This is a genomic window from Janthinobacterium sp. UMAB-60 (genome assembly GCF_900095235.1).
GTDB lineage: Bacteria > Pseudomonadota > Gammaproteobacteria > Burkholderiales > Burkholderiaceae_D > Janthinobacterium.
The window spans coordinates 699,399-718,441 of sequence record NZ_LT607482.1 but is presented as its reverse complement, the minus strand read 5'-3'; the positions used below and the strand labels follow the sequence as shown (position 1 = coordinate 718,441).

Sequence of the window (19,043 nt, the reverse complement as noted above, 5' to 3'; positions counted from 1 at the left end):
GCCCGCAATTTTCTTCAATACAGGCTGTCGTCAGCCCCGGCATACTCGCGCATCGCCATTGCCGGAGCCAAACTCCATGCAGGATTTCCTCTTCATCGCCGCCGCCCACTTTCTTTCCCTGCTGTCGCCCGGTCCCGATTTTTTCCTGATCGCACGCACCTCGCTGGCCCACGGCTGGCGCGGCGCCGCCGGCACATGCGTGGGCATTACGCTGGCCAATGCGGTGTTTATCGTGGCGGCGTTTGCGGGACTATCGGTACTCAAGGCGGGCAGTACGGCATTCATGCTGGTGCGGCTGGCCGGATGCGCCTATCTGCTGTACCTGGGCTGGCTGTTCTTGCGCCATGCGGGCAAGAACAGCCTGGATGCCAAGCCCGCCACCGGCAAGGCGCGCTGGCGCGGCGGTGTCGCGATGGGGTTTGTCTCCGCCATTCTGAACCCGAAGAATGCGCTGTTCTACGTCAGCCTGGCCACCGTGCTGGCCGCCAGGCAGACGAGTCCCGTTGCGATGGTGGCGTATGGCGCGTGGATGATCTTTGCCGTGCTGGCGTGGGATATGGCGGTGGCGCTGGCCATCGGCAGCACCGCCCTGCGGCAGCGCTTTGCGCGCGCGCTGCCGCTGCTGGAGCGGCTGTCGGGCGTGATGCTGATCGTGCTGGCGGTGGTGCTGTTGGCGGATCAGGCCGGCAATGGATCCAGGTAAAACACGGCGTACACTTTCAGCGGCGACGTTTCAGTGGCTTTTTCCGAGCGCACGACGGAGCAATCGTCGGCGGCCAGGCTGCGCCAGTTCTGGATACCGGCCTTGGCGAACATCGCGTGCGCCGGAGCATTCGCGGCCAGGTCCAGCACCAGGCAGGCGTTGCGCGGGCCAGCGCCGTAGTTGACGGCGCGGATCTCGATGCCGAAGGTCGTCATCCACGGTTCCCACAAGCCTTTTTCCTTGCCAGCGGCCATGCGGTCCAGCATCTCGCCAAAGCTCAAGCCTTTCTTGACGGTATCGCGCAGTGCTTGTAACGACGGCGCCAGGCGGGGATCGGGCTGCTTGTTGCCGGCGCGAATTTCGGCGATCGCCTTCAATTCCTTGATGATGGCCGCATCGCGCTCCGTGTAATCGCGCATGCGTGCATAAAACTCGGCGTCGAGGAAAGGATTGACGGTCAGCTTGGCGACGCCCTCTTCGCGGCGTTTGGGGGAAGGCGTGGTGGTTTTGGTCATGGCGGTGGAGGGCAAAATACGTTGAGGGGCGCCAGTGTACCACCTTGCAGCGGCGCGGCCACTGGTCGTGCATCAGCCCCTGGGAGCGGCCGTCGATTCGCGCACCACCAGTTCGGGTTTCAGGCGCACGTCGAGCACCGCGGAATCGGGCGAGGCGATGGTTTGCAGGATCAGCCGGGCCGCTTCCGTGCCGATGCCGTGGTGGCGGATGCGGATGGTGGTGAGAGGCGGACGGATCATGTCCATGTACGGCATGTCGTTGTGGCCCACCACGGAAATATCTTCCGGGCAGCTCAAGCCCAGCTCGCGGATGGCATCGTAGCAGCCGAGGGCCACCAGGTCGCTGCCCGTCACCACGGCCGTCGTCCGCGGCGACTGGCGCAGCAGTTCCAGCAGGGCCGCCTTGCCGCATTCGCGCGAATAGCCGCTGCTTTCAAACACGAACGCTTGCGAGGGATCGAGTTCGCTGGCCTGGATGGCGGCCAGGAAACCGAGGCGGCGCACGTGCCCCGTGGAGAGGTTTTCCGGGCCGGCGATGTGCGCGATATGGCGGTGGCCCAGCGCCAGCAAGTGCTCGACGGCCAGGCGCATGCCGACCACGTCGTCGCTGACGACGCAGGAAGCGACGCCCGTCTCGTCGCTGCGGTTGACGGTGACCACCGGCACGTTCTGGTCGATGCACATCTTGATGACGGGATCGTGGCGCCGTGCCGTGGCCAGGATCAGGCCGTCGACCTGCTGCCCCAGCAGCCGGTTGATGACGAACAGCTGCTCTTCCTCGTCGGCACCCACGTTGGCGACGATGGCCAGGTAGCCATGCTTGCGCAAGCCTTCCTCGATGCCCAGCAGGATGGGCGGGAACACAGCGTTGGTGATGTCGGGCAGGACCACGCCGATGATGCGCGACTTGCGCGTGACCAGGGTGGAGGCGGCGCGGTTGGGCCGGTAACCGAGCCGGCCCGCTTCGGCCAGCACGCGCGTGGCCACCTCGGCGCTGACCATTTGCCGCGTTGCCGGGTTCATCACGCGCGAGACGGTGGAAAAGTGCACGCCGCTGGCCCGCGCGACGTCGCTTAAGGTGGGGTTCTTGTTTGTCATGGGCTTCCCGGATCGCAATACAGTGATTTTATCGCAAAAAATGCCCATGCCGTCAAAAACCGAGCAAACGCTTGCATTGAAATAATGCCGTTGCCCAAAGCGGTTTTGAGACTCTTAAGTACAATCCAGCCTTGACAGCGTGCAAACGCTTGCATAACATGGCCCGGATTCACCACTCGGGCCCTGTATGCCCTTCCCAGAATTCTTATGTCTACTTCCCACAGCAAGCACGCCGAACAGAACGGCGAAACCTTCAACCTGAAAGAAGCCGCCCTCGCCTATCACGCGGAACCCCGCGCAGGCAAGATTTCCGTGACGCCAACCAAACCGCTGGGCGACGCCCGCGCCCTGACCCTGGCGTACTCGCCGGGCGTGGCCTTTGCCTGCGAAGCCATCGTCGAAGATCCGCGCACGGCCGGCATCTACACCTCGCGCAGCAACCTGGTGGCCGTGATCACGAATGGTACGGCCGTGCTGGGCCTGGGCGATATCGGCCCGCTGGCCAGCAAACCGGTGATGGAAGGCAAGGCTTGCCTGTTCAAGCAATTTGCCGACGTCGACGTGTTCGACATCGAACTGGCCGAGAACGATCCCGACCTGTTCATCGACACCGTGGTGCGCATGGAGCCGACCTTCGGCGGCATCAACCTGGAAGACATCAAGGCGCCCGATTGCTTCTATATCGAGCAACAATTGCGCAAGCGCATGAACATTCCCGTCTTCCACGACGACCAGCACGGCACGGCCATCATCGTCGCAGCCGGCATCCTGAACGGCCTGGAGCTGGTGGGCAAGGATATCGGCAATGTGAAAGTGGCCGTCTCGGGCGCCGGCGCGGCCTCGATCGCCTGCCTGGACTTGCTCGTCTCTCTGGGCCTGAACAAGTCGCTGCTGAAAGTGTGCGACAGCCAGGGCGTGATCTACCCGGGCCGCGATGCCAGCATGGAAGAGAACAAGGCGCGCTACGCGAACGACACGAGCGACCGCGACCTGGCCGACGCGATGGTTGGCGCCGACATCTTCATCGGCGTCTCGAAGGGTGGCGTGGTCAGCGCACAGATGGTCGAATCGATGGCCGCCAAGCCCTTGATCTTCGCCCTGGCCAATCCGCATCCGGAAATCGCCCCGGAAAAAGTGCATGCCGTGCGCGACGACGCCATCGTGGCCACGGGCCGCTCGGATTACCCGAACCAGATCAACAACGTGCTGTGCTTCCCGTACATCTTCCGCGGTGCGCTCGACGTGGGCGCCACCACCATCAACGAAGAAATGAAGCTGGCCTGCGTGCGCGCCATCGCCGCCCTGGCCAAGGAGCCATTGCCGGGCCACGAAACCAGCGCATTGACGCCGCTGCAACTGATTCCGTCGCCGTTCGACGAACGCCTGCGCAGCTGGGTCGCGCCTGCCGTGTCGCAAGCGGCCATCGCCACCGGCGTGGCCACGCGCGTGCCGGCCAGCGCCAAGTAAAGCAGTTGAGGTAAAGCAGGAAAGCAGGACCGCGCCGCCCGCACATGGGGGCGGCGCGGATTACCGGATCAGTCCGGTACGCGGGGCGGCTGCCCCGCCCGCGCCGGCAAGGCGCCCGCCAGCGGAATCGCCAGCAAGATCATGAAGGCCATGCCGAAGACGCCATCGCGTATCATCGCGTTGAACATGGCGCCCAGCATCAGCGACAAGGTCAGCATCCCCAGCCACATGCCACGCTCGCCTCCCGTGCGCCAGGCATGTACGAGCAAGCCCACCAGTATCCACAGCAGTGCCAGCAGGCCGAACAGGCCGATTTCCGACATGTACAGCATGTAGTCATTGTGTGGCGTCAATTGAATGTTGATCGGATTGCCCACTGTCCTGGCCCGGTATTCCTGCAGCCAGGTTCCCACGCCATGCCCTTGCAGCGGTTTCTCGGCAATAATTTGCAAGGTGACGCCATACATCGCCAGGCGAATGCCTTGCTCGCTGGTTTGCTTGCCTTCGGAAAAGGCGCTGATATCGGCCACCGTGTTGTCGACGCGCTGACGCAGGCCCGACGCTTGCGCCAGCAGCAGGGTCAGCAGTACGCCCATGGCCAGCACGCCCAGCACATTGCGCCACGACAGATGGAGGTGGCGCGCACCGATGAGCATGCACAGCATGACAAAGATCAGGCTGCCCGTGCGTGTCTTGCCCAGCAACAGACCGGCCGCAGCCACATACAGGAATTGCAGCAGGCGTGGCCAGTTGACGGGCCGCACCGGCTGCTCGCTCAACTGGAACAGCATCCAGGCGGAAGCAATGGCCAGCAACACGCCCAGCAAGATCGACTTGTTACCGGAATAAGTCACATAACTGCGGAAAAAGCTCACGTTCGGCAACACGCCCAGGTAATTGAGATAAAACAGGGTGGCAGCCACCGTGGCGCCGGTAAAGAAGGTCTTGACGGCGCGGTGCTGCCACGCGCCAGGGCCGATGCTGGCAAAAAATAACAAGAAGACAAAAATCTGGTAATGCACGAGATCGGTCCAGAATTCACTGGGCGGACGCTCGAGGAAGATGCCTGCGCCCACGGAGACGACGCTCAGCGCCAGCACCGGCCAGCGCAGCGGGCTTTCCTTGACGTGACGCCAGCGCGTGGCAAAGTCCCCGGCCAGCAGGTAGGCGATGATGAAAGCCACCACGCCGGTGTACATGAAGCCGAGTGGAAAGAACAGGGTGAACGGCAAGACGGCAAGGATGGCTTGAGGCCATTGTGAACGGCGGGCAAAGAAATTCATGGAGGGAGGGGCTCGGTATCTAGTGAAAAACGGTGGCGCTGCAGCGCGACACACGGTGGCACGCCGGAGCAGGAAAGCAGTATCGCCTATGCATCAGGGCAAGTCAAACCACGGCCCTGCTAGCCGGACGACGCCAGCGGCAGGCGTACTTCCACCAGCAGGCCCTGGCCGCCGCTGGCGCGGTGCAGCTGGATGGTGCCGCCATGCTGCCGCACCACGGAAGCGACGATGGCCAGGCCCAGGCCGCTACCAGGCTGGGCCTGCTGGGGCGCACGGAAGAAGCGGTCAAACACCCGCTCATACAGGGCCGGCGCAATACCCGGCCCCTGGTCCGCCACGTGCAGCACCGCCTGGCCCCGCTCGGCATGCAGCGACACCGTCACGCTGCCGCCATGCGGGCTGTACTTGATGGCGTTTTCCACCAGGTTGTCGATCAGCGATACCAGGCTCTCGCGCTGGCCCGGCACCTGCAGCGTGACGCTGGCTTGCAGCTCCAGCTCGATGCCGCCCACCTGCGCCAGGCCGGACAGGGCGGCCAACCGGTCTTGCAGCAGGATATCGAGCGCCTGTGGCGGCCGTTCGCCCGCCTGCGCCTGCACTTCGCTGCGCGTCAGCTGCAGCAACTGCCCCACCAGGCGCGCGGCGCGGTTGCCGCTGTTCAAAATGCCATCAAGCAATTCTTGCTGGCGCGGGTCGCTGGCCTGGGCCTGCAAGGCTTCGACATTCACACGCATGGCCGCCAGCGGCGTGCGCAGCTCATGCGTGGCGTCGGCGATGAAGCTGCGTTCGCGCGCGGCGCTGGTGTCCACGCGCTGCAGCAGCGCATTGATATTGTCGACCAGCGCCGCCAGTTCACCATGCGGTGGCTTGAAGGCCAGCGGACGCAAATCCTGCGGCCCCCGCGCCGCCACCTCTTGCGCCACGCGGCGCCACGGGCGCATGGCCAGGCGGATCGACAGCCAAGCCGGCAGCAACAGGAAAGGCAGACTGATCAGTAACGGCAGCAGGTAATAGCCGTGTGAATTGATCGTGATGAAAAACTGCCATGGGCCGCCCACCTCCAGCACCGTCACGCGCGTGCCGCCCTCGGTCAGGCTGCGGCTGCGCCAGGCCTGGCCCTTGATGTACACCACTTCCATCTGCTCGGGGCCGGCGCTGCGGATGCCGCTGGGCGCATCGGGCGATTTGTAGACCAGCTCGCCGCCGCGCCACACCAGGATACGCGGCGCCAATTCCGGCACTTGCCCCGTTTCAAACTCCTCGCGCAGGGCTTCATCGATCGCGCGCAAGCTGTGCTGCTGGCGCTGCGGCTGCTCGGCCAGGTTATCGGCCACGCTGATAATGGCGTGCAACACGCCGCGACTCACATTGCTCACTTCGCCCGTCCCCTCGAACAGTACATAGGCCACGGCCAGGCTCCACAGCACCGTCAACGTCAGCATCTGCGCCATCATCAGGCGGCGCACCAGCGTAGGCCGGCGCAGCATGGCCCATACGTGGCCGATCATGCCGCCGCGCCCGGCGCCGCGGGGGAATCGCCTTGCTGGTCGATGACATAGCCGACGCCGCGCACGGTGCGGATATAGCCCTCGCCTATCTTGCGGCGCAAGTTACCCATATGCACATCCAGGGTATTGCTGGCGTTGGCCAGGCCACCGGGCAGGATATGCTCTTCCAGCACGCGGCGCGTGATGACTCTGTTGGCGCGCATCAGCAGGGTTTTCAGCAACGCATATTCGCTGGCCGTCAGTTCCACCGGCCGCCCCTGCACGCTGACCCGGCGCGTGGGCACCTGCAGCAGCAAGCCGCGCAGTTCGATGGTGTCGCCATCGAAGCCGTAGCTGCGCCGCGCCAGTGCGCGCACGCGCGACAGCAGCTCGGCCAGCACGAAGGGCTTGACAAGGTAATCATCGGCGCCGCCATCGAGGCCGCGCAAGCGCTGCTCCAGCGTATCGCGGGCGCTCAGGATGAGCACCGGCAGGCGCGCGGCGCGCAGCCGGGCCAGCAAGTCGAGCCCATCGCCGTCCGGCAAGCCCAGGTCCAGCAGCACCAGCTCGCAGCTGTCGTGCTCGATGCTGCGCGCCGCGTCTTCCAGGCTGCGCACCCACACCACTTGCATGCCCTGGTCGCGCAGGGCGATGCGCACACCGTTGCCCAGGTCCATGTCGTCTTCAATCAGCAGTATTTTCATGGTGAGTATTAAACCACCGCAAGCTGAAGAATGGGTAAAGAAGCGCTCTTCATGCAATCTTAATAAAAGGCTCATTTCTCCTTCATGGCACAGGCCGATACTAGCCGCAGTCAATCGAGCCACTCCGGACTCGGTTCTCCACCTGACGGAAAACATCTTATGCAAGCAACTACTACCCTGTCCTCGACCCTGACACTGGCCAGCCTGCTTTTCATGCCTTTGTCCGCCCTGGCGGCCGAGCCTGCCTCCGGCAATGTCTTCACCATCGGCGGCGGCGTCGGCGCCGCGACCAGCTATTCGGGCGGCGACAAGATCCAGGCCTTGCCAGTCATCATCATCGATTACGCCATGAGCAATGGCTTCTTCGCCAGTACCACGCGCGGCCTCGGCTATGGCGGCCAGGCCGGGCCCTTCAGCTACAGCGCCGCGCTCGGCTATCGTGGCGAGCGCGCAGACCACAAGCGCACGGGCGTCAATGGCATGGGCGGCAGCAACTACCTGAAGGGCATGGGCGCCGTCAAAGGCAACGCCAGCGCCCTGCTGGAGATGGGTTACTCGCCGCTGCCAGGCCTGCAACTGAGCGTTGCGAGCGATCTTCCCCTGACACAGCGCGACAATGGCGCCAATCTGCACCTGGGCGCCAGCGGCCAGATCTATGGCCGCAGCGACAGCAAGGGCCAGCAGCAGGACACCGTCAGCCTGAGCCTGCAAGCGGGCTGGGGCGAGAAAAAGTATGTGCAGACCATGTACGGCGTGACGGCCGTCCAGGCCGCCAACACGGCGTTCAAGCGCTACACGCCCAAGGGCGGCTTCTATGAAGCGCAGGCCAGCGCCAGCTGGGAACACCGGATCGACGCGCGCTGGAGCGTCAACACCCTGGTCGGCGTGACGACCCTGCTGGGCGACGCCGGCAAGAGCCCCATCGTGCAGCGCAAGACCACGCCGATCGGCGCCGTCTACGCCACCTACCGTTATTGACCTCAGGCAAGGAAACGGCAGGCCACGCCTGCCGCCGCGCACGACAAAAAGCATGGCGGCCGCAATCCTGTTACGCTAGCATGATTGGTTGGCGCCTTGTTCACGCCTGGCGCCCACCGGTTCCCCCAACGCTTACTAGGAGGCATTCATGCGCGTAGACATCTACCGCCGGGCCGAGCACGACGGCATTTTTTCCTACCTCGCCGTGCCGGAAGGAAAGATCATTCCTGAAGAGGTGACCAATACCGACTGGCAACTCGAAGTACGCGCCAGCGAAGTGGCCGACGATGCCGAGATCTTGCCCGACTACCATATCGAACAGCCGCACCAGCAGATCGCCGCCAAGGGTTACGCGATCACGGGCCTGAAAGACATGTAAACGTAAAAAAGCCAAACCAGCATGTCTGCGGTTTGGCTTTGTTCTGTACGGCAAGGGCGCCCGTCAGTATTCGACGGCCACCTCTTGCGCGCCCAGCATCTGCTCGAGTGCCATCTGCAATTCATCCGATGGCGCCACTTTCCACTCGTCCCCGAACTGCAGCACGCAACTGACGCCTTGCGGGCTGACCCGCGCAGCGATCGGCAAGCCCGTCTCGGCCCGGTGCGGCATGAGCACGTCGCGGATGCGCTTGGCGTCCAGGGTGGCCGGCAAGGTCAAGCCCAGCTGGCGGCCATACTGCACGCGCGCGGCGATGATGTCGAAGGCGCTCTCGGCCGTGATACGCAAGCCGCCCGAAAAACGGTCTTCCGACACCTTGCCCACGACGGCGAGGAATTCATCCTCCTTGAAGATTTTCCGGTTGGCATCGAACAATTCGCCATACACGGTCACTTCCACCGTACCGCTCTTGTCGTCCAGGGTGACGATGAGAATCTTGCCGCGCTGCGTCATCTGCGTGCGCAAGCCCGTGATGACGCCAGCCATCATGCGCGGTTCGCGCGACGGCGACAATTCAGACAGTTTCGTGCGCGCAAAACGGCGCGCCTCGGGCGCATACGAATCGAACAAATGGCCGGACAGGTAAAAGCCCAGCGCGATCTTTTCTTCCGTCAGGCGCTGTTTATCCGTCCACACGGGCACCTTGACGTACTCGGGCGGCGCCACCATGTCGCTGTCGTCGCCGCCGAACAGGCTCACCTGATTCGCCGCCTTGGCGGCCTGGTCGGCGCACTCCATGGCGAAGGCCACGGATGCGAGCAGGATGGCGCGGTCGACCTTCAGGCAGTCGAAGGCACCGCTGCGTATCAGCGACTCGATGGTGCGGCGGTTGATCTGCTTTTTATCCACGCGCTTGCAGAAATCGAACAGGCTGGTGAAGGGTCCGCCCGCCTCGCGCGCGGCGATGATGGCTTCGATGGCGTTCTGGCCCGAACCCTTCACGGCGCCCAGGCCGTAACGGATCTGCGTAACTTTCTTGCCGCTCACGGAAGGTGCCGCGCCGCTCGGCGTGAAGCGGTAATCCGATTCGTTGATATCCGGCGGCAACAAGGTCAGCTTGCAGATTTCCAGCGAGTCTTCCACCAGGATCTTGATCTTGTCCGTGTCGTCCATGGCCAGCGACAAGTTGGCGGCCATGAAGGCGGCCGTGTGGTGCGCCTTCAAATACGCCGTGTGGTACGACAGCAAGGCGTAGGCGGCGGCGTGCGATTTATTAAAACCGTAGCCGGCGAACTTTTCCATCAAGTCGAAGATCTCGTCGGCCTTGGCCGCCGTCAAGCCGTCCTTGGCCGCCCCGGCGCGGAAGATCTCGCGGTGCTCGGCCATTTCCTCGGCCTTCTTCTTGCCCATGGCGCGGCGCAGCATGTCGGCGCCGCCCAGCGAGTAGCCGCCGACGATCTGCGCCATCTGCATCACCTGCTCCTGATACACCATGATGCCGTAGGTTTCGGACAGAATCGCTTCCGTGCGCGGATCGGGGTAATCAAAACGCTCGCCGTGCTTGCGCTTGCAAAAATCGGGAATCAGGTCCATCGGGCCCGGACGGTACAGGGCCACGAGCGCGATAATGTCTTCGAAGCGGTCGGGACGCGCGTCTTTCAGCATGCCCTGCATGCCGCGCGACTCCAGCTGGAACACGGCCACGGTCTTGGCCTTGGTCAGCAAGTCGTACGACGGCTTGTCGTTCAACGGCAAGGTGGCCAGGTCGAAATCGGCTTGCGCGGGATCGAGCTGCTTGATGTAGCGCACGGCGCGGTCAAGGATGGTGAGCGTGGTCAGACCCAAAAAGTCGAACTTCACGAGGCCGACGGCCTCCACGTCATCCTTGTCGTACTGCGACACGACGCCCGAATCGCCACCCTGCGTGTACAGCGGGCAAAAGTCTGTCAGCTTGCCGGGAGCGATCAGCACGCCCCCCGCGTGCATGCCGATATTGCGCGTGATGCCTTCGACTTGCTGCGCCAGTTCCAGCAACTGCTTGACCTCTTCCTCGTTTTCCAGCCGCTCCTTGAGCAGCGGTTCTTCCTCGATGGCGTCGGCGATCGACACGGGTTTACCGGGCTTGAACGGGATCAGCTTCGAGATGCCGTCGCAGAAGTTGTAGCCGAAGTCCATCACGCGGCCCACGTCGCGGATCGCGCCCTTGGCCGCCATGGTACCGAAGGTGGCGATCTGCGAGACGGCCTCCTTGCCATACAAATCCTTGACGTGCTGGATGACGCGGTCGCGCCCTTCCTGGCAAAAGTCGATATCGAAGTCGGGCATCGAGACGCGTTCGGGATTCAGAAAACGCTCGAACAGCAGGTTGTATTGCAATGGGTCCAGATCGGTAATCAGCAGCGAATACGCCACCAGCGAACCGGCACCCGAACCGCGGCCCGGGCCGACGGGCACGCCGTTTTCCTTGGCCCACTGGATAAACTCGGCCACGATGAGGAAGTAGCCGGGGAATTTCATGTTGCAAATCGTATCCGTCTCGAATTTCAAGCGCGACTCGTAGCGCGGACGCTCCTTTTCACGGCGCTCGGGATCGGGATACAGCTGGATCAAACGCTTTTCCAGGCCCGCCTGCGATTCGGCAACGAGGAACTCATCGATCGTCATGCCGGGCGGCGTGGGGAAGTTCGGCAGCTGCGGCTTGCCCAAGGTCAAGGTCAAATTGCAGCGCTTGGCGATTTCCACGGAATTGGCCAGCGCGGTCGGCAAGTCGGCGAACAATTCCGCCATGTCGGCCTGCGACAGGAAGCGCTGGCTGTCATTGAAGCGCTTCACGCGCTTGGCGTTGGCCAGCATTTCGCCTTCGGCGATACAGGTGCGGGCTTCGTGGGCAATAAATTCCTCTGGGGAAATAAATTGCACGGGATGCGTGGCCACGACGGGTAAGCCGAGCTTGGCCGCCAGTGCCACCGCATGGCGCACCTGCGCTTCCTGGTTGGCCTGGCCGCCGCGCTGGATCTCGACATAGAAGTGGCCAGGGAAAATCTCGGCCCAGCGCTGCGCATTGCGCTCGGCCAGAGCCAGATTGCCATTCTCGATAGCAATACCGACATCGCCGAAATGCGCGCCGGACAGGGCGATCAAGCCATTCGCCGCGCTTTCGCCCGGGTACAGGTCGTAGGTATTCGTCGCCAGCGCCTGCAGCCACTCGACGCGCAGTTCCGCGCGGCCCTTGTACTGGTTCGTCAGCCAGGCCGTCGACAGCAGTTCGCACAGTTGCAGATAGCCCATGCGATTCTTCGCCAGCAACAGCAAACGCGACGGTTTTTCGCGGTTGTCGTCATTCGTGATCCACACGTCGACGCCGACGATGGGCTTGATGCCCTTGCCGCGCGCTTCCTTGTAGAACTTGACCATGCCAAACAGGTTCGACAAGTCGGTGACGGCCAGCGCCACCTGCTTGTCCTTCGCCGCCGCCTTGACCACGTCGTCGATGCGCACCAGGCCATCGACGATCGAGTACTCCGAGTGCACGCGCAAGTGGACGAAGGCGGGACCGGGCTGCACCGCTTGCTGTGAACCTGCCGGAGCGCCGGCCTCTTGCATTACCATTTCCATCCTGTGTACCGTTTCGTGCAAAATTCAATGGGGTCTATTCTACCGCGTCGCGCGTACGGACCGGGTATCCGGCCTGGCCCGTCGGGCTTATAATATCGGCTGTTCAGTCTAAGCCGATCGCCATCATGCAAGCCATCACCCCAGCAACACCCGCCGTTTCCGCCGCCGTCAGCCCGCTGGCTGCCACGTTTGTCAATATCGCCGCGTATAAATTCATTACGCTCGACGATACGGAAGCCATGCGTCCCTTGTATCAGGAGCAATGCCTGGCGCTGGAACTGAAGGGCACGATCCTGCTGACGCCGGAAGGCATCAACATGTTCCTGTCGGGTACGCGCGAGCATATCGACAGCTTCCTCGCGTGGGTGCGCAGCGACGAGCGGCTGGCCGATCTGGAATGGAAGGAAAGCTTGTCGAACGAACAATCGCACAAGCGCATGCTGATCAAGCTGAAAAAAGAAATCATCACCATGCGCATGCCGCTGATCAAGCCGGAACTGGGCCGCGCCCCGTCCGTCGATGCGCACACGCTCAAGCGCTGGCTCGACGCCGGCGTCGACGATGCGGGCAAACCCGTGGTCATGATGGAAACGCGCAATGCCTTCGAAGTGGACGTGGGTACGTTCAACAACACGCTCGATTACCGTATCGACAAGTTTACGGAATTCCCGGCCGTCGCCGCCGCGCACAAGGAAGAACTGGAAGGCAAGACCATCGTCACCTTCTGCACGGGCGGCATCCGCTGCGAAAAGGCCGCCATCCACATGAAGGAAATCGGCTACGACAGCGTGTACCAGCTCGATGGCGGCATCCTGAAATATTTCGAGGAAGTGGGCGGCGAGCACTACACGGGCGACTGTTTCGTGTTCGACTACCGCACGGCCCTGAACCCGAAACTGGAACCGACGGAAACCGTGCAATGTTTCGTCTGCCGCGCCGTCGTCACACCGCGCCAGCAACTGGCGCCGGAATACGTGTATGAGGTGTCATGCCCGCATTGCTACAAAACACAATAAAGTAGACACGGTGCCAGCACAGATGCCATGCCTGGCGGGGTAGCCATCCTAAATTTCCCGCCAGGTAGCAATCAGCATGCCCGGATATGCCCTTGGTTGATGCACGTGGGGGCATCGCCCTCTCCATCGACGGGAAATATTGCTAATATTACAATATATCAATATTGCAATGACTGAAAGCAATTGCCATCGGATAGCCGTTGTTTTTCGTCAAATATATATTGTTAAATGCGTTATATAATCTTACATATTCTTACATTATTCCTGCACACTTCTCCCTGATTTGCGCACGCGTCCATGGTCAACCTAGCCATTTTCAATTAAAATCAAAGACTTGCAATATTTTAAATATTTGGGGTATTAAAATGATTTTAGTGACCGGTGGTGCGGGCTTTATTGGTTCAAATTTTGTTCTTGATTGGCTGGCACAGACCGACGAACCTGTGATCAATTTAGACAAATTGACCTATGCAGGAAATATTAATAACCTGAAAACAGTAACGCACAATAACCGCTATACTTTTGTCCATGGCGACATCGGCGACACCACCCTTGTCGCCTCGTTGCTGAACAGCCACAAACCACGGGCAATTATCCACTTTGCGGCGGAAAGCCATGTCGACCGTTCCATCCATGGTCCTGGCGAATTCATTAGCACCAACATCAATGGTACGTTCAAGCTACTGGAAGCGGTCCGCGCTCACTGGACCTCTCTGCCGGCAGACGAACAATCTGCCTTCCGTTTCCTGCATGTCTCGACAGATGAAGTCTACGGCACGCTCGGCCCGAATGATGCCGCGTTTACCGAGGCGACACCCTATGCGCCGAATAGTCCATATTCGGCCAGCAAGGCCGCGTCCGATCATCTGGTACGCGCCTATCATCATACGTATGGATTACCGACACTGACCACGAATTGCTCGAATAACTATGGTGCGTACCATTTCCCGGAAAAACTGATACCGCTGGTGATCGCCAACGCGCGCGCAGGTAAGCCATTGCCGATCTATGGCGACGGCCAGCAAATTCGTGACTGGCTGTATGTCAGTGACCACTGCTCGGCGATTCGTCGCGTGCTGGCAGGTGGCCGCACGGGCGAGACCTACAATATTGGTGGCTGGAACGAAAAAGCTAACCTCGATGTCGTGTACACCTTGTGCGACATCCTGGACCGCCTGTCACCAAAAGCCGATGGCACAAGCTATCGCTCACAAATCACCTATGTGGCTGATCGCCCTGGCCATGACCGCCGCTACGCAATCGATGCACGTAAGCTCGAACGTGAACTTGGCTGGAAACCCGCCGAAACATTTGAAAGCGGCATTATGAAAACCGTACAATGGTATCTTGACAATCAGGAGTGGGTGCAGAACGTCCAATCGGGTGACTATGCGAACTGGCTGGAAAAAAATTATGTGCAACGCAATCCTCAGGAGGCGACGCAATGATGACGATGCAACGTAAAGGCATCATCCTTGCTGGCGGCTCGGGCACACGCTTATACCCTGTCACCATTTCAGTCTCCAAGCAATTGTTGCCAGTGTACGACAAGCCGATGATTTATTATCCGCTGACGACACTGATGCTGGCGGGTATTCGCGATATTCTGATCATTTCCACACCTCAAGACACGCCACGCTTCCGCGAATTACTCGGCGATGGCAGCCAGTGGGGCATCAACCTTAGTTATGCCGTCCAGCCCAGCCCTGATGGTTTGGCGCAGGCCTTTATCATCGGTCGTGAATTCCTCAATGGCGCACCGTCCGTATTGATTTTGGGGGACAACATCTTCTACGGAACAGATCTTGAAGCCAAACTGCGATATGCCTCCGCACAAGCCTGCGGCGCCACGGTATTTGCCTATCACGTGCAAGATCCGGAACGGTATGGAGTTGTGGAGTTCAATAGTGAACGCAGCGCCGTCAGTATCGAAGAAAAACCGTTGCGGCCGAAATCCAATTATGCGGTAACCGGGCTTTATTTTTACGATAATCAGGTCTGCGACATTGCGGCAAGCATTAAACCCTCGTCGCGCGGTGAACTCGAAATTACAGATGTGAACCGTCACTATCTGGAGCAAAAACAGCTGAATGTAGAACTCATGGGACGTGGCATGGCATGGCTAGATACGGGCACGCATGAATCGCTGCTCGAAGCGAGCCAATTCATTTCCACCATTGAGAACCGTCAAGGTTTAAAGGTTGCATGCCCGGAAGAAATCGCATATCGGAAATCATATATCGATGCCGCCGCCCTGGAAGCACTGGCACAGCCTTTAAAGAAGAACAATTACGGACAATATTTATTGCGTCTATTAAACGACGGCAATCGCTATTAATCGCACCTATAGCCCGGCCAAGTGGCATCCTAACCAGTCAAATTTTTCATTTTAAGTTTAGTTCGGACGTCATTGTTTTATGGTAACACTCGCTTTGATCGCAGATGCGGATGGTCCCCGATTTTCCGCAAAAAAGAAAAATCATCACTGTTACGAATACAAACTAACAGGCTGCAAATGGCATCTTGCTGGCATGCCCATCTCAAGCTGAGATGGATAACACCAAGGAAACCGCGGCAGTAAATATATTAAAATAATTGAATTATGAAGATTAGCCTATCAGAGTTAGATACAAAGCGTTTCGGAAAAAGAATAGCTAAAATCTCGGTTGATGACAGCATGGATATCGATGCAATTAATGATGCATGCGTGGCGCTGGATTTGAATATGCTGATTGTACGCTGCCCCACTTCGGATATTTCATCAATTCAGAAATTGGAGAAGTCAGGCTATTTCCTTACAGACACTCTTGTGTATTTTCAGAATAAGAAAATCAGTGCCAGCCCAATTCAATTGCCAGTTGGCTTCACATGGCGCACAGCAAACAAAGGCGATGCCGAAGCCGTCAGTGCTCTGGCCGGAAAGTGCTTCAGCAACTTCGCTGGACATTACCATACAGATCCATATTTAGACAGGAAAGATGCGGACCTTGTATACACCTCATGGGCATTCAATTCCTGCCACTTCGGACCATTTTCGGATCAGGTTTTTCTGATCTGCCAAGAAAATAACATCGTCGGCTTCTTGAGCACAAAGAAAATTGACGCAGAAAATGGCGAAATAATATTGAATGGCGTGGATCCCGCATGCCAGAAAAATGGCTTTTACGCGGAATTGGTTGCGATGGCGAAGAACTGGGCACTGGACGAGAATTTGCAAAATTTATCGGTATCAACTCAGATAAGTAATATTGCTCCTCAAAAAGTATGGTGCCGTCATGGCTTCGAACCTCTTACGAGTTTTCACACATTTCATAAATGGTTTAATCAATGATTCCTTTTAATCGTCCATACCTCACCGGCAACGAATTAGCCAATATTCAGCAAGTGTTAGAAAGTAGAAAAATTTCAGGCGATGGTGAGTTCACCAAAAAATGCCAGGCATTGTTCGAGAGCAAACTCGGCATGCGTAAAACGCTGCTGACCACGTCTTGTACGGATGCCTTGGAAATGTCTGCAATCCTGCTAAATATTCAGCCTGGCGATGAAGTCATCCTGCCCTCATATACCTTCGTATCGACAGCGAACGCATTTGCTCTGCGTGGCGCAACGCTGGTATTTGCTGATAGCCAGGCAGATCAGCCCAATATTTCGCCAGACGAAATTGAACGCCTGCTTACGCCCAAGACAAAAGCGATTGTTGTGGTGCACTACGCCGGGGTCGCCTGCGATATGGACCGCATTCTTGCGTTGGCCGCAGCGCACGGTATCGCCATAGTAGAAGATGCAGCCCAGGCCATTGACTCGTTCCACAACGGGCGCCAACTGGGAACAATCGGCGACCTGTCTGCATTTTCTTTCCATGAAACAAAGAACATTATGTGCGGCGAGGGTGGCTTGCTGTTGATCAATAAGCCTGAGTATGATTTAAGAGCAGAAATCATTCGCGAAAAAGGCACCAATCGTTCCTCTTTCTTCCGTGGTGAAGTCGACAAATACGGCTGGGTGGATGTTGGCTCCTCCTTCTTGCCATCCGATTTGCTCGCAGCTTTCCTGTATGCGCAAGTGGAATCCCTTGACGCCATTCAGGCAGAACGACGCCGAGTATGGGCGCGTTATGATGCCAATCTGAAGCAAGGCATCAAGGGAGACTGGTTTACGATGCCCGTCATTCCAGAATATGCAAGCAACAATGCACACATGTTTTATATCGTGTGCCGCAGCCTGGATGAGCGCACACGCCTGATCGCTAAGCTGAAGGCGGCAGGTATCTTGGCCGTCTTCCATTATCTTTCCTTGCATAGCAGCCCATACTTTGCCGCATCGCACGGAACGCGGGCCTTGCCGAATAGCGACCGCTACACGGATTGCCTGCTGCGTCTGCCATTGTTCCCTGAGCTCACCAACGAGCAAGTTGATTACATTTCTAAAACCATACTTGAGTTCTATTCCTGAGTATGCGTTTTTTGAAAGTCGGAATACTTTTTGCGGCATCGACTTTAAGCAAATTGATCGCAGGGTTGCTAATCGTAAAGATCGTGGCCATTTATCTTGGTGCGCAAGGATTGGGCCAGTTGGGACAGTTCATGAGCCTGATGTCGATGATCACGATACTGGCAGGCGGTGGCATCAATACCGGCATCATTAAATATGTTGCCGAGTTTGAAAAAGACGAGCGACAGTTAAACGGTTACCTGAGGGCGGCGAGCATGATGACGCTTGCCGTATCGATCCTGCTTGGCGCCGCGCTGCTGCTAGGCGCATCGCAAATATCGTTATGGCTCTTCAACACGAACGAGTATGCGGTGGTCATCCGCGTCCTCGCGGCCTGTCAATTTGCGATTGCCTTCACGAATCTGCTGATGGGGGTGCTTAACGGCCATAAACGCGTGCATGCCTTCGCCGTCATTAATGCTGTCAGCGTCGTCATCGGCGCGGCGGGCGTCGCCCTGGGTTGCGCGCTGTATGGAATGAAGGGAGCCATGTATGGCTTGATATGGATGCCAAGTTGTACCATCCTGCTCTTGCTTCCTTGGTATCGTTTTGGCTTGAAATTTTCCTGGCGACGGCTGTTGCCACAATGGGACCGGCAAAAGATCAAACAGTTTGCCGGCTATTCCATGATGATCGCTGTCACTGTCCTGACAATGCAGATGTCTCAGATAGTGATACGGTATATAATCGCCGGCCACAATAGCTGGGTAGAGGTTGGCTATTGGCAAGCAGTCAGCAAAATATCGGACTCTTACCTTCTGTTTATTACGGTGGTACTGTCCAATTATTACCTTCCCAGACTATCGGCACTGCGCTCGCGCCTCGATATCAAGAAGGAGGTCACTACCGCCTATAAAATAGCCATGCCCGTATTGCTATTAATGAGTATCACTATATTCATTCTGCGCGACTGGATTATTTTGCTGCTGTTCTCGCCAGAATTCCTGGCAATGAAAAGCTACTTTACCTGGCAACTCGCAGGAGATGCGTTCAAGGTTGCGGCCTACATCAGTGGCTATGTCGCGGTGGCAAAGGCAAATAGTAAACTATATATCGCAGCAGAATTATTTCAGTCCAGTCTGCTTATTTTGTTATGCTATTTCTTCGTAAATACCTATGGAGCCATCGGCGCAACGTATGCGTACTTTACCACCTATTTTATTTACCTCCCAATAACTTTTGCAATTTTAAGATATTACTTGTCACAAAAAGATACCGCTTGATTGTTGCAAGAATAAAATATCCCAAATAATTCCAAATCGGAAATATCTGCGCCAGTTAAAAATTAATTTCTATAAGTTCACAAC

General features: G+C 58.5%; 15 protein-coding genes and 1 pseudogene. 10 read left to right on the top strand and 6 right to left on the bottom strand.

Annotated elements, in window-relative coordinates:
* Window positions 1-76 precede the first annotated feature (76 nt).
* On the top strand, window positions 77-703 hold the full coding sequence (locus K0F86_RS03250; protein WP_219132893.1) for a LysE family translocator: 627 nt from the start codon (window positions 77-79) through the stop codon (window positions 701-703).
* Here the strand turns inward: K0F86_RS03250 and K0F86_RS03245 are convergent.
* Window positions 679-1,218, bottom strand: a complete 540-nt coding sequence (locus tag K0F86_RS03245; RefSeq protein WP_243136047.1) for a hypothetical protein — start codon at window positions 1,216-1,218, stop codon at window positions 679-681. The genes K0F86_RS03250 and K0F86_RS03245 overlap by 25 nt on opposite strands.
* A 72-nt stretch (window positions 1,219-1,290) precedes the next feature.
* Window positions 1,291-2,316 carry a LacI family DNA-binding transcriptional regulator gene (locus K0F86_RS03240; RefSeq protein ID WP_219132892.1) on the bottom strand — a complete coding sequence of 342 codons (1,026 nt, stop codon included), beginning with the start codon at window positions 2,314-2,316 and terminating at the stop codon, window positions 1,291-1,293.
* 207 nt (window positions 2,317-2,523) lie between these two features.
* Between K0F86_RS03240 and K0F86_RS03235 the strand changes: the two are divergent.
* A pseudogene (locus K0F86_RS03235) lies at window positions 2,524-3,762 on the top strand (malic enzyme-like NAD(P)-binding protein); the annotation flags it as partial.
* An 89-nt stretch (window positions 3,763-3,851) separates the two neighbouring features.
* Here the strand turns inward: K0F86_RS03235 and K0F86_RS03230 are convergent.
* The 3 genes from K0F86_RS03230 to K0F86_RS03220 form a co-directional block, all read right to left on the bottom strand.
* A complete protein-coding gene (locus tag K0F86_RS03230; protein WP_219132890.1) occupies window positions 3,852-5,066 on the bottom strand; it encodes an O-antigen ligase in 1,215 nt (404 codons plus the stop codon).
* Between the two features lie 119 nt (window positions 5,067-5,185).
* A complete protein-coding gene (locus K0F86_RS03225) occupies window positions 5,186-6,574 on the bottom strand; it encodes a HAMP domain-containing sensor histidine kinase (protein ID WP_219132889.1) in 1,389 nt (462 codons plus the stop codon).
* Window positions 6,571-7,257 carry a response regulator gene (locus tag K0F86_RS03220; protein WP_219132888.1) on the bottom strand — a complete coding sequence of 229 codons (687 nt, stop codon included), beginning with the start codon at window positions 7,255-7,257 and terminating at the stop codon, window positions 6,571-6,573. The genes K0F86_RS03225 and K0F86_RS03220 overlap by 4 nt, the downstream gene beginning before the upstream one ends.
* A 159-nt stretch (window positions 7,258-7,416) precedes the next feature.
* Here K0F86_RS03220 and K0F86_RS03215 point away from each other — a divergent pair, with 159 nt between their 5' ends.
* Both K0F86_RS03215 and K0F86_RS03210 read left to right on the top strand, forming a co-directional pair.
* Window positions 7,417-8,235, top strand: a complete 819-nt coding sequence (locus K0F86_RS03215) for a MipA/OmpV family protein (protein ID WP_219132887.1) — start codon at window positions 7,417-7,419, stop codon at window positions 8,233-8,235.
* A 148-nt stretch (window positions 8,236-8,383) separates the two neighbouring features.
* On the top strand, window positions 8,384-8,614 hold the full coding sequence (locus K0F86_RS03210) for a DUF6139 family protein (protein WP_071075660.1): 231 nt from the start codon (window positions 8,384-8,386) through the stop codon (window positions 8,612-8,614).
* 63 nt (window positions 8,615-8,677) lie between these two features.
* On the opposite strand, the gene dnaE is transcribed toward K0F86_RS03210, so the two are convergent.
* Complete coding sequence (gene dnaE, locus K0F86_RS03205) at window positions 8,678-12,217, bottom strand: DNA polymerase III subunit alpha (RefSeq protein WP_257571960.1); 3,540 nt, start codon at window positions 12,215-12,217, stop codon at window positions 8,678-8,680.
* Window positions 12,218-12,354: 137 nt separating this feature from the next.
* Here dnaE and K0F86_RS03200 point away from each other — a divergent pair, with 137 nt between their 5' ends.
* From K0F86_RS03200 to wzxE, 6 genes are all read left to right on the top strand, one after another.
* Window positions 12,355-13,245 (top strand): sulfurtransferase, encoded by an 891-nt coding sequence (locus K0F86_RS03200; protein ID WP_219132885.1) that lies wholly within the window; start codon window positions 12,355-12,357, stop codon window positions 13,243-13,245.
* 365 nt (window positions 13,246-13,610) lie between these two features.
* Entirely contained in the window at window positions 13,611-14,693 is a 1,083-nt protein-coding gene (gene rfbB / locus K0F86_RS03195; protein ID WP_219132884.1) for a dTDP-glucose 4,6-dehydratase, read from the top strand.
* On the top strand, window positions 14,690-15,583 hold the full coding sequence (gene rfbA, locus K0F86_RS03190) for a glucose-1-phosphate thymidylyltransferase RfbA (protein ID WP_219132883.1): 894 nt from the start codon (window positions 14,690-14,692) through the stop codon (window positions 15,581-15,583). Before rfbB ends, rfbA begins: the two co-directional genes overlap by 4 nt.
* A gap of 264 nt (window positions 15,584-15,847) precedes the next feature.
* On the top strand, window positions 15,848-16,576 hold the full coding sequence (locus tag K0F86_RS03185; protein WP_219132882.1) for a GNAT family N-acetyltransferase: 729 nt from the start codon (window positions 15,848-15,850) through the stop codon (window positions 16,574-16,576).
* Window positions 16,573-17,697 carry a dTDP-4-amino-4,6-dideoxygalactose transaminase gene (gene rffA, locus K0F86_RS03180; protein WP_219132881.1) on the top strand — a complete coding sequence of 375 codons (1,125 nt, stop codon included), beginning with the start codon at window positions 16,573-16,575 and terminating at the stop codon, window positions 17,695-17,697. The genes K0F86_RS03185 and rffA overlap by 4 nt, the downstream gene beginning before the upstream one ends.
* 2 nt (window positions 17,698-17,699) lie before the next feature.
* On the top strand, window positions 17,700-18,959 hold the full coding sequence (gene wzxE / locus K0F86_RS03175; RefSeq protein WP_219132880.1) for a lipid III flippase WzxE: 1,260 nt from the start codon (window positions 17,700-17,702) through the stop codon (window positions 18,957-18,959).
* The last annotated feature ends 84 nt before the right edge of the window (window positions 18,960-19,043 follow it).